We start from the raw sequence: 11,299 nt of genomic DNA, 5'->3' as shown, positions 1-11,299 counted from the left end.
AGTTCTGGAATATTTGCCGTATCCACGGCGGATTTTATCCACTTTTGTGAGCGGTGATTCACGCTCCGTGGTAGAACTTCGGCAATCTGAAAGGCGGATGGGTATGAAGGCGACTGCCAAGCAACGTGCCGCGCTCGGGACGATCTGCGATACGTTCGTGCCGGGGGACGGTCTCACGTTGCCGTCGGCGACCGAAATCGGTGCCGTGGACACCGTATTCGAATTGCTGGGGCGCAATCCCCGGGAGGCCGAGGGCAAGCAGCTGGCGACGCTGCTGGATATATGGGATTCCCCCGTGACCGGTCTGCTCACCGGGCGGGGACCGCGGCGATTCTCGAAGCTGTCACAGCAGCAGCGGGAGCGGGCGCTGCTGCGGCTCGGTGACTCCCGTATCGGCGCGGTCCGGGCGGTTTTCCAGGCGCTGAAACAGGCGTCGCTGCTCGCCTACAACGTCACGCCGGGACCTACCGGATTCCACCCGCTGTGGAAGGAGATCGGCTACCCGGGGCCGCCCGGACCACTGCCGACCGCGCCGCAACCCGCGCTGGCGCCGCAGCGGATCACCGAACCCGGCACACTCACCTGTGACGTGGTGATCGTCGGGTCTGGCGCGGGCGGTGGGACGGCGGCCGCCGTACTGGCCGAAGCGGGACTCGACGTGATCGTCGTCGAACGCGGCGGCTACTACGACGACAAGGATTTCGGCGCGGGCGAACTCGCGGGCCTGCGGCAGCTGTACGCGCCGGGACCGTCGGCGTCGGCCGAAGGGCAGATCACGCTGGTCGCGGGAACATGCCTGGGCGGCGGGACCGTGGTCAACTGGAGTACCTCGCTGCCGACACCGGACACCGTGCGCGAGGAGTGGGCCGGGGTCGGCGCGAAACAGTTCGGCGAGGCGGAGTTCAGCGAATCGCTGGACGCGGTGGTGCGCCGGCTCGGGGTGAACGAACGCCGCTCGATCCTCTCGGCGCGCGACGGGGTGCTGGAACGCGGTGCCGGGGCGCTGGGCTGGGCGGTGGACCCGCTGCCGCGCAATGTGACCGATGCCTGCGATGCCGGGGTGGAATGCGGCCGGTGCGGCAACGGCTGCCGGGTGGGGGCCAAGCAGTCGGTCACCAAGACGTGGCTGGCCGATGCCGCCGTGCGGGGCGCGCGGTTGATCGTGGACGCCGATGTGCGGCGGATCGCGGTCCGCGAGGGTAGGGCCGAATCGGTGTCGGCGCGCACTACGACGGGTATCGAATTCGACATCCGGGCCCGGGCCGTGGTGGTCGCGGCGGGCGCGATCCAGACCCCGGCGCTGCTGAAGCGCTCGGGGCTGGCGAACAAGAACATCGGCCGTTATCTGCGGCTGCATCCGGCCGCGGCGGTGTTCGGGGTGTTCGACGAGGAGATCCGGCCCTGGGAAGGTGGTTTGCAGACCCGTATCTGCCGGCGGCACGCGGACCTGGACGGCAACGGATACGGCGTCATCTACGAGACCGGACCGCTGCACCCGGGGCTGTCGACCGGGTTCATGAGCTGGCGCGGCGCCGCGAACCATCGCGCCGATATGCTGGATTTCGGCCGTTCGAACGCGATCGGCATCATCACCCGCGATCGTGATTCCGGGGTGGTGAAGGTGGACCGCGACGGGCACCCCACTGTCGACTACCGCATCTCCGACTACGACGCCGGGCATCTGCACACCGGGATCGAGGGCGCGGCGAGCATTCTCGAAGCCGCCGGGGCGCGGCGCATCTTCTCCGGGCACCAGGCCGGGATCTCCTACGAACCCGGCGTTCGGGGATCGCACGCGGAGTTCTCCGCCGCCTGCCGCACCGCGGGCTACGGGCCCGGACAGTGTGCGCTCGGCGCCCTGCACATCATGGGCTCGGCGCGGATGGGCGGTTCGCCGGAGATCTCGGCGACCGACCCGGACGGCGCCACCTGGGAGGTGAAGAACATCGTCGTCGCCGACGCCTCCTGCTTCCCGACCTCCTCCGGGGTCAACCCGATGGTGTCGATCGAGGCGATCGCCCATATGAACGCGAAACGGCTGGTCGCCCGGCTGACCTGATCGGTTCGGCTCAGCCGCCGCGCAGACTGTTCGCGATGGTCCGCAGGAGGCCGAGATCGGCGGTGTCGCCGGTCTCGGCCGGGGCGCGGACCAGCAGGCGACCGTCGTCGACGAGATCACCGATGAGGACCTTGGTCAGCGCGAGCGGAACGCGCAGTTGCGCCGACACCTCCGCCACCGATTGCGCGACCCGGCACAGGCGGACGATCTCGACGTATTCCGGTTCCGTCCGCCGCGAGGCCAGTCCGGGCGAGGCGTCGACCACCATGGTGTCCAGGGTGAGGTCGCTGCGCGAGGCGCGGCCGCGGCCCCGGGTCACCGCGTAGAGGCGTACGACGGGACCGGCGTCCTCCTCGTCCCAGTCGTCGTCGTGCGGGCCGCTCACGGCTGCGGCGCGCCGTTCGCGTGCGGGCGCGAGTCGACGGCCAGATGGCTGCCGACCCGCTGGACGGTTCGGTTCATCTCGAACGCGACCATGCCCATATTCGCGGATTCGGTGGCCAGCAGTGCGAGGCAGGCGTTGGCACCGGCGGCGGTGATGAACAGGACCGCGCGGTCGAGTTCGACCACGGTCTGGCAGACACCGCCGGCCTTGAAATGGCTGCCGGCGCTGCGGGCCAGGCTGTGGAAGGCCGACGCCATCGCCGCGAACCGCTCCGCCTCGGTCTGATCCAGCCCCGCCGAGCGCCCCATCAGCAGTCCGTCGGTGGACAGCAGGACCGCCGATTCGGCATCCGGCAGTCCGCTCACCAGTTCTTCCAGCAGCCAGCTCAGGTCAGTGCGCGGAGGAGTTGTCATCGTCGCCTTCCTGTCGGGGCCGATCGGCCGCGGTCGGATCGGGACGCGGGTGGCGTCCGGACCGGGTGCCGCCTTCGATGGCGGCCATCAGATTGCGAGCTTGTTCCGGTGTGCGCGTCCGCGGGGTCTCCTCGGTGACCGGCGTTTCGGCGGCCTCCGGTTCGGCAAGCTGTCGGCGTCGGCGCGGGAGCGCGGGACGGGTGCCGTCACCGGGTGCGGTGGTGCCCGGCGGCGCGGCGGTGGCCTGCGGCCGCGGGGCAGCGCTGTCATCGGTCGCGGTGCCGGCGGAGGGGGCAGTGGTCGCCGCGGCGTAGGCGGGCTCGGCGGGCGGTTCGGTGGCGCCCGCGGTCTCGATGAGCGCGGCCGGGATCACCACCACGGCCTTGATCCCGCCGTAGACCGAATCCGCCAGCCGCACCGAGACACCGTGGCGGGCCGCCAGGGTGGCCACCACGAACAGGCCGAGACGGGTCTCCCCGGTGAGCGCCGCCACCCCGAAATCCGGTGGTTCGGCCAGCAGCTCGTTACGCTCGGTGATCTCCTCCGCCGACATACCGAGACCGCGGTCGGCGACCTCGACCGCCACGCCGCGGCCGACGACGGCGGCCGATACCTCGACGCGGGATTCCGGCGGCGAGAAGGTCGTGGCGTTCTCCATCAGCTCCGCGAGCAGGTGGATGAGGTCGGCGGTGGCCGGGCCGGTGATCTTCAGATCGGGAATCTGTGTGGTGTGGATACGGGTGTAGTCCTGGCTCTCCGCCGCCGCGCCCCGGATCAGGTCCCACAGCGGGACCGGTTTGCGCCAGCGGCGGCCCGGCTGTTCACCGCCGAGCACGATGAGGTTCTCGGCGTGCCGGCGGGCGCGAGTGGCCAGATGGTCGAGTTCGAAGAGGAGCTTCGAGCTGGTCGGCGTTCTCCTCCTGACGTTCGGCCTTGTCCAGCAGGGCGAGCTGGCGGTGTACGGCCAGCTGGTTGCGGTGGGCGATATTGAGGAAGACCGTGCGGAACCCCGCCCGGGTCTTGGACTCCGCCACCGCGGCCGAAACCGCCGCGACCTGTGCGCGGTTGAACGCGTCGGCCACTTCGCCGAGCTCGTCGGTGCCGAAGTCCAGGTGTGCCACCTCCGCGGCGGTATCGATCTCGGCCCCGTCGTCGAGGCGCCGCATGAGATCGGGCAGACGAACATCCGCCAGTTCCAGGGTATCGTCGCGCAGGCGGCGCATCCGCGCGATGAACCGGTTGGCGCCGATGAGCGCGGCCAGCAGCGCCACCGCCGTCACGATCAGCACCGCGATACCGCCGATCAGGGAGATCCCGGCGGTATCGGTGCCCTCGGACCGGGCGATGGCATGGGCATCGCGACTCTGGTTCTCCCACAGGCTCAACAGGGCCGCGCTCACCCGCACCGAGGCATCCTGCCACGCGGGCACCGTCATCGGTAGCGGAGCGGGCTCGGTTTCCGTGGACTGCTCGGAGTCGTAGCCGGAATCGGAGGTCTCCGCGGTGGCGTCACCGGCGGGGACGGGACCGCGCAGGATTATTGCGTCCTGCATGGCGGTCACCTGCTGCCAGTCCGGTGAATCCGTGATTGCCCGCAGCTGAGCGAGCCGTGAGCCGGTCAGCACCGTGGCGGAATAGGCCACCTGCGAGCGGACTTCGCCGGTGTAGCGGGTGAACTCGAGCAACTCCTCGGTGGTGAGTTCGCCGCGGGTGAGGGCGACGGCACCGAGGGTGTCGGCCTGGGAGAGTGCCTCGGCGGCACGCAGCGGCTCGACACCGTAGCCGAGGGCGATACCGAGTTTGGCGTCGGGCGCCACCCGGGCCGCGACCATCGACGCCTTGGGGATCGTGCCGATCACGGTGCTGAAGAATTCGAACGCCTCGGTGTGCGGCATCGCACGCGAGTCGATCGCGGTGCGCACGCCGGGGACCCGGTTGTAGAGCGGGCGGAAGGTTTCGAGTTCGGCGGCCGATCCGTCCGGGTTGAGGCGCTGTGCCGCCTCGCCCTTGGCGATCACCGCGGCGAGGGCGATATCGGAGCGTTTCCGCGCGTCGGCCAGGCTGCCGGCTGCACTCGGATCGCCGGCCAGATACAGCAGGGACAGCCGGCGCTCCTCCTCGAAGGTCTGCACCATCGAGATCACCGGAGTGGTGGTGCCACTGATCAGATTTGCCCAGATGGTCGCCATGACACTGGATTTGACCAGGTACCCGGCGGCGCCGACGCCGACGACGACCAGGGTGACGCTGGTGATCAGCACGATCGACAGGAGGCGGGCGCGGATGCCCAGCCGGCCGCGAGTCGCGTCTGCGCCGGAACGGAACGCCCGCACCAGTACTTCGGGCAGATGCCGCCGAACAGCCACGATAGATCAACCCGTTCCGGGCGTGCGCCAGTGCGACACCGCGGTGACCGGCGCGTCACCCAATGTTCTCGGCATTGCCGTTCTCCGGCAATGCATCAGCTCTCGTCGGAGACCATAGCGAAAGCCGGGCGCCTACCGGAGACCGGTCTCACCGAGTGGGGCTCGGGGTATCGGTGTGAGCGCGGCTACAGAAGCCGCCGAAATGTTAAAGGGTCATCGTTCGAAACCCGGGGTGCCAGGTCGGGGCCGTGGCGATCGTGGTAGCCGGTCTCAACCACCCCGCAGGCTGTTCGCGATGGCCCGCAACAGACCGAGATCGGGCGCGCTGTCGGTGATCTCGGCAGGTGCCCGCACGGCCAGCCGGCCGTCATCGATCAGATCGCCGACGAGCACTTTGGTCATGGCCAGCGGAATCCGCAACTGCGCCGAGACCTCCGCCACCGATTGCGGTATCCGGCAGAACCGGACGATATCGACGTATTCGGGATCGGTCCGCCGCGGCGCGAAGCCGGCTCCGACGTCGACCACCATGGTGTCGAGGGTGAGTTCGGTTCGCGCGGTGCGACCCCGGCCGCCGGTCATCGCATAGAGCCGTGCGACCGGACCGGCTTCCTCGTCCTCCCAGGGTTCGCGCGGCCCGTTCACGGCTGTCTCGCCCCGCTCGGCCGCGGGCGCGAGTCGACGGCCAGATGGCTGCCGACCCGCTGGACGGTTCGGTTCATCTCGAACGCGACCATGCCCATATTCGCGGATTCGGTGGCCAGCAGTGCGAGGCAGGCGTTGGCACCGGCGGCGGTGATGAACAGGACCGCGCGGTCGAGTTCGACCACGGTCTGGCAGACACCGCCGGCCTTGAAATGGCTGCCGGCGCTACGGGCCAGGCTGTGGAAGGCCGACGCCATCGCCGCGAACCGCTCGGCTTCGGTGCGGTCCAGACCCGTCGAATGGCCCATCAGCAGTCCGTCGGTGGACAGCAGGACCGCGGATTCGGCGTCCGGCAGTCCGCTCACCAGTTCTTCCAGCAGCCAGCTCAGGTCAGTGCGCGGGGGAGTGGTCATCGTTGCCTTCTTCTGGAGTGTGATCGGTCGTGGGCGAGTCGGTATGGGGGTGGCGGCCGGACCGCGAACCGCTCTCGATGGCGGACATCAGGTTCCGGGCCTGCTCGGGAGTGCGGGTGCGCGGCATATCGACGACCGGGATGACCCCCGTATCCGCCTCGATGGACTGCCGCTGCCGGCGCGGCAGGGCCGGGCGTGCTCCCTCGTCCGGGCGGGGCTGGGAGATCACGGACATGGGTTGCGAATCGGCGGGCCGGGGCGGTGCGAGGGCGGCGGCCGGTGCGGCGGACCCGTTGGCCGAGGTGCCGGGGGCGGCGGCCGCGGGCTCCAGAGCCGGACGGCCGGGCCGGGCCGGGCCGCCGGATTCGGTGAGCGCGGTCGGGATCAGCGCGATCGCCTTGATGCCGCCGTACACGGAATCCGTCAGACGCACCGTGACACCGTGGCGGGCCGCCAGCGTGGCCACCACGAAGAGGCCGAGACGGGTATCGCCGGTGAGTGCCGCCACCCCGAAATCCGGTGGTTCGGCCAGCAGGGCGTTGCGTTCGGCGATCTCCTCCGCGGTCATCCCCAGTCCCTGATCGGCGACCTCGACCGCGACCCCGCGGCCGACGACGGAGGCCGATACCTCGACCTGGGATTCCGGCGGCGAGAACGCCGTGGCATTGTCCATCAGCTCCGCGAGCAGATGGATCAGGTCGGCCACGGCTTTCCCGGCGATGAGCACATCGGGTACGCGCCCGGTGTGGATCCGGGTGTAGTCCTGGCTCTCCGCGACCGCGCCGCGGATGAGTTCCCACAGCGGAACCGGGTTGCGCCAGCGGCGGCCCGACTGTTCGCCGCCGAGCACGATGAGGTTCTCGGCGTGCCGGCGGGCGCGGGTGGCCAGATGGTCCAGCTGGAACAGCAGTTCGAGCTGGTCGGCGTTCTCCTCCTGACGTTCGGCCTTGTCCAGCAGGGCGAGCTGGCGGTGTACGGCCAGCTGGTTGCGGTGGGCGATATTGAGGAACACGGTATGGAAGCCGGCCCGGGTCTTGGATTCGGCCACGGCCGCGGAAACGGCCGCGACCTGTGCACGGTTGAACGCGTCGGCCACTTCGCCGAGCTCGTCGGTACCGAAGTCCAGGCGCGCGACCTCGGCGGCCGTATCGATGTTCTCGCCGCGATCGAGCCGGTCCATGATGTCGGGCAGCCGCTCGTCGGCGAGTTTCAGGGTGTCGTCGCGCAGGCGGCGCATCCGGGCGATGAACCGGTTGGCCAGCACGAGTGCGGCCAGGAACGCCAGCGCCGTGATACCCAGGACCGCGGCGCCGCCGGCCAGCGAGCGGTTGGCCGTGTCGGCACCCTGGGCGCGGCCGATGGCGTGGGCGTCGGCGCTCTGTCCCTCCCAGAGTTTCAGCAGGGCGGCCACGACCTCGCCGGAAACCCGCTGCCAGTCCGCGACGGTCAACGGCAGGGCCGGCGTATCGGAGTCGGTGGACTCGTCGGTGGTGCCGGAACCGGAACCGGTACGTCCGGTCGTGGAGTCCTCGCTTTCCGAGTCGTCGGCCGCGACCGCCCCGCGCAGCATGACGGCGTCCTGTACGGCGATCAGCTGCTGCCAGGCCGGCGAGGCGGTGAGGGCCTGCAACTGGGCCAGCCGGTCGCCTTCGAGCACCGTGGCGGAATACGCGACCTCGCCGCGGAATTCGCCGACGTGCCGGTTGAATTCCACCAACTGCGCGTCGGTGAGCTCACCGAGAGTCACCGCGACGGCGCCGAGGGTGTCGGCCTTCGACAATGCCTCGGCCGCCCGCAGTGGTTCGACACCGTAGTTGAGCGCGATACCGACACCGGCGTCGGGCGCGACCCGGGCCGCCAGCACCGACGCCCCGATGATGGTGTCGATCACCGAGCTGAAGAACCCGAACGCTTCTTCCCGGGGGATCGCGCGCGCGTCGATGGCCGCGCGCAGGTTCGGCACGGCCTCGAAGAGTTTGCGGTAGCCCTCGAGCTGGCCGGCCGAGCCGTCGGGATCGAGCCGCTGGGCGGCGTCGCCCTTCGCGGTGACCTCGGCCACGGCGATATCGGAGCGGGTGCGGGCGTCCGCGAGCGCCGGCGCGGCCCCGGGATCGCCCGCCAGATACAGCAGCGACAGGCGCCGTTCCTCTTCGAGACCCTGCACCATCAGAATGGCGGGAGTGGTGGTGCTACTGGCCAGATCTGCCCATTCCTGCGCCTGCCGACCGGATTTCACCAGATAACCCGCGGCGACGATGGCGACCGTGAGCAGCGTGATGCTGGTGATGAGCACGATAGCGAGCAGACGGGTCCGAATACCGACGCGGCCGCGCGTTCGACTCGGTGCGGAACGGGAAGTCGATGCGAACTCGGGGAGAGGCAGCCGCTTGGACACAGTAGATCAACTCGTTCCCGGGGATGGCGCGAAACAGCATCATCGCCGCCGGCTCACCGCCCAACTATCCCGGCACTGCGGTCTCCCGGCAATGCGTCGTACTCCGGTACCAGACATTAGCGAAAGCAATGCGTTTCAGTCTCGAAAACCACTACTCTCACCAGGCATTCTTTTCGGGTATCGAAGCCGGGACGTTACGGTTTATTCGGGAATTGCCCGTGCCCGGTTGCCACTGCCCGCCGTAGCCGCGCGTTTCGTGCCCGCGGCCCGGAAACACAGCACCCGTTCGCCGTATCCGGCCAGCGGCTGCGCCTCGGCGGCCTGCCGGATACCACTGGCCGGGAGTTCGGTGAGTTTGGCGAACATGGTGGCATTCCCGAACGCGGAGCGGATCTGGGTCTCCGAGGCGTAATCCGCGCCGTAGTCGGCGAGTTTGCCGAAATCCAACGGCGCCAGCGGAGTGTCCAGGGCGACCGGTTCGGCGGGCCGGCCGAGCGCCGCGTACTGGGTGGCCGAACCCTGCTCGTACCAGCACAACTCGTAGGCCAGATTCTCGGTGCTCGTCACACTCAGCACCGGCCACTGCTGTGAGAGGGCCAGCGCCAGCGGATTCTTCGCCACCGGAGTCAGCTCCCATTTGAGGCTCTTCACCGCGATCCAGCTGCCCGACATGCGCTCGATCAGGACGATGTCCTCACCGAGTTCGGTGGTGGTGTTCAGCTGGGGATCCCGGGTGCCCCAGTGCGCCTTGTCCACGCCGTAGGCGGTATTGATATCCACCGGTTCGGCGCCGGCCGCGGTGAACGCGGCGACGATCGCCTCGCGCACCTGCTCCAGCGCATCCGGTGCCGAGCACAGCACGCTCAACGCCCCGAACGACGAGCCGATCTCCACCGGTTTGGCCGGCTGGTCCGGCATCGCCCCGGCCACCAGCGGTTTCAGCCCGACCAGCGCGAGCTGCCAGTTGATCTCCTCGATCGTGGCCAGATCCCCGGCGCTTTGATACAGGATCTGCTGCTGGGTCAGGTAACCGGCGCGCTCGAGGGTCCGGCATTCCAGCTTCCGCAGGGCGGCCTGCGTTTTCGTGGTGAAACCGATCTCCTCGATCTTCAGGTTCCGCAGCTGCGACGCCATGGCCGCGGTGGTGAGCGCGGTGTAGCGTTCGCGGTACATGGCCACCGCCTGCTTACGCTGCCGGCCCACCATCAGGGTGCGCAGCAGGGTGTTCAGGGTGGCGAGGTATTTCCGGGACTGTTCCGGATCGGCCTCGAACAGGGTGGCGCGGATGCGGACCGCCTCGTTGGTGGCCACCACGGCCGCGCCCGGGTCCAGCCGGCACAGCCACACACCGCATTTCGACAGGCCGTCCGCGCAGACCCCCGCGGCGTTCGGATATTCGTGCGCCACCCGGGTGTAGGCGTTGCAGGCGTCGCGAATAGTGGCGGTCGCCAGTTCACGATGGCCGATGGCACGGGCGGCCTGCTCCAGCAGCCGCAGCGTGTCCTGGACCTGGTTGGCGAACACCGCGGACACATGACCGGAGGTGAACCAGCGCAGCCGGATCATCACCGCTTCCTGCGCGGGCTCCAGCGCGCCGGCCACCCGGTTGCGCACCGAACCGTCGGTCTGGGTGGCCAGATAGGCCGAGGCGAGCTCACACAGACTGGTGGCCAGCTGGAGTTCTGCCTCCGGTGTTCGGTCCCGCGCCGCGAGCCGGTCCGCAGCCACCCGGCCCTCGATGGCGATCAGGTCCATCGCGATCTCAATTCCCGCATCACCTTCCGCGCACGGTCGTCGAGCGGCCGTAGTCCGAGCAGTCCTGGAAAGTCTGCCACAGGTACCGCGGAGATAGCAGGGCTACCGGGCGGTTGCCCTCACCAGGTCCGGAGATGTGCCCGGCGGTGCGGGCCGCCGGTCACTCCGCGGGGACAGTGCTCGCGCCGATTCCCAGGTAGAACAGCGTGATCAGGAAGAGGAACCAGCCCGCCCCCTGCCAGATGGGCCAGGGCCCACCCCGTCGCCAGACCCGGATGGTCTCCACGAAGGCGCCGATACCGCCCGCGAGCAGCACCAGACCGGGCCCGAAGAGCACAGCGGTCTGGGCGGCGGTGTCGCACAGCAGTACGTCGGCGTCACGGCATCGCCCGGTCGCCGCCCAGATCGCGGTGCCCACGCAGACCAGTGCCGCGACCCCGAGCACGACGAGCGCGTAGCGCACGGCCCGCCGGAAGTTTCCGTCGTCGGACCAGCGTTTCTCCGCGTCGTTGGTCATCGCTGCGCCCTCCTGGCCGCCGTGTTTCCCGGTGGCGGCAAAACAAACATCCCCGGTCGGCGCGGTGCGGGCAACCGTCGGCGACCATCCGCTTACCGTGCCCAGCCAAGGCCGACCGGCGCAGCTTCGTAGACCCCTTTCCTCACCCCCGAATGGCCGGCATCCGTGGTCGGGGCCCGCCCCCGGTTCTGGAGCGACAGAGCGAAGGAGCGCAGCGACTGAGCGTGTGCGGCCGACCGTCCAGAGACCGGCGACCATTGAGCACTGACAGAGTCGTGAACCTACCCAGGCCGGTCGAGGCGCACGCCGGCGTGCACCTTCTGTCTATTCCGGATGGTCTACCTCCATGGT

General features: G+C 69.4%; 10 protein-coding genes. 1 reads left to right on the top strand and 9 read right to left on the bottom strand.

The genetic code is table 11. From position 1 onward, the window contains the following. The first annotated feature begins 103 nt into the window (after positions 1–103). Positions 104–2,059, top strand: coding sequence for a GMC family oxidoreductase (locus NF4_RS28835; protein ID WP_063130587.1), 1,956 nt, complete (start codon positions 104–106; stop codon positions 2,057–2,059). A gap of 10 nt (positions 2,060–2,069) precedes the next feature. On the opposite strand, the gene NF4_RS28830 is transcribed toward NF4_RS28835, so the two are convergent. The 9 genes from NF4_RS28830 to NF4_RS28790 form a co-directional block, all read right to left on the bottom strand. Beyond that, a complete protein-coding gene (locus tag NF4_RS28830; RefSeq protein WP_063130534.1) occupies positions 2,070–2,444 on the bottom strand; it encodes a DUF742 domain-containing protein in 375 nt (124 codons plus the stop codon). Then, entirely contained in the window at positions 2,441–2,857 is a 417-nt protein-coding gene (locus NF4_RS28825; RefSeq protein ID WP_063130533.1) for a roadblock/LC7 domain-containing protein, read from the bottom strand. The genes NF4_RS28830 and NF4_RS28825 overlap by 4 nt, the downstream gene beginning before the upstream one ends. Continuing rightward, positions 2,835–3,692, bottom strand: a complete 858-nt coding sequence (locus NF4_RS39570; protein ID WP_063130532.1) for an ATP-binding protein — start codon at positions 3,690–3,692, stop codon at positions 2,835–2,837. The genes NF4_RS28825 and NF4_RS39570 overlap by 23 nt, the downstream gene beginning before the upstream one ends. After that, positions 3,679–5,223: a nitrate- and nitrite sensing domain-containing protein gene (locus tag NF4_RS39565; protein ID WP_063130531.1), complete on the bottom strand. Its 1,545-nt coding sequence runs from the start codon at positions 5,221–5,223 to the stop codon at positions 3,679–3,681. Before NF4_RS39565 ends, NF4_RS39570 begins: the two co-directional genes overlap by 14 nt. Before the next feature lie 270 nt (positions 5,224–5,493). Then, positions 5,494–5,868 carry a DUF742 domain-containing protein gene (locus NF4_RS28810; RefSeq protein ID WP_063130530.1) on the bottom strand — a complete coding sequence of 125 codons (375 nt, stop codon included), beginning with the start codon at positions 5,866–5,868 and terminating at the stop codon, positions 5,494–5,496. Further along, on the bottom strand, positions 5,865–6,281 hold the full coding sequence (locus tag NF4_RS28805; RefSeq protein ID WP_063130529.1) for a roadblock/LC7 domain-containing protein: 417 nt from the start codon (positions 6,279–6,281) through the stop codon (positions 5,865–5,867). Before NF4_RS28805 ends, NF4_RS28810 begins: the two co-directional genes overlap by 4 nt. After that, complete coding sequence (locus NF4_RS28800; protein ID WP_232330696.1) at positions 6,259–8,574, bottom strand: sensor histidine kinase; 2,316 nt, start codon at positions 8,572–8,574, stop codon at positions 6,259–6,261. Before NF4_RS28800 ends, NF4_RS28805 begins: the two co-directional genes overlap by 23 nt. A 303-nt stretch (positions 8,575–8,877) precedes the next feature. Then, positions 8,878–10,431 carry a hypothetical protein gene (locus NF4_RS28795; RefSeq protein WP_063130528.1) on the bottom strand — a complete coding sequence of 518 codons (1,554 nt, stop codon included), beginning with the start codon at positions 10,429–10,431 and terminating at the stop codon, positions 8,878–8,880. A gap of 160 nt (positions 10,432–10,591) precedes the next feature. Beyond that, positions 10,592–10,948: a hypothetical protein gene (locus NF4_RS28790; RefSeq protein ID WP_063130527.1), complete on the bottom strand. Its 357-nt coding sequence runs from the start codon at positions 10,946–10,948 to the stop codon at positions 10,592–10,594. Between the last annotated feature and the right edge of the window lie 351 nt (positions 10,949–11,299).

It is taken from the genome of Nocardia fusca NBRC 14340, assembly GCF_001618425.1.
GTDB lineage: Bacteria > Actinomycetota > Actinomycetes > Mycobacteriales > Mycobacteriaceae > Nocardia > Nocardia fusca.
The sequence above is the reverse complement of the archived record's forward strand: the minus strand, read 5'-3'. Positions and strand labels throughout refer to the sequence as shown.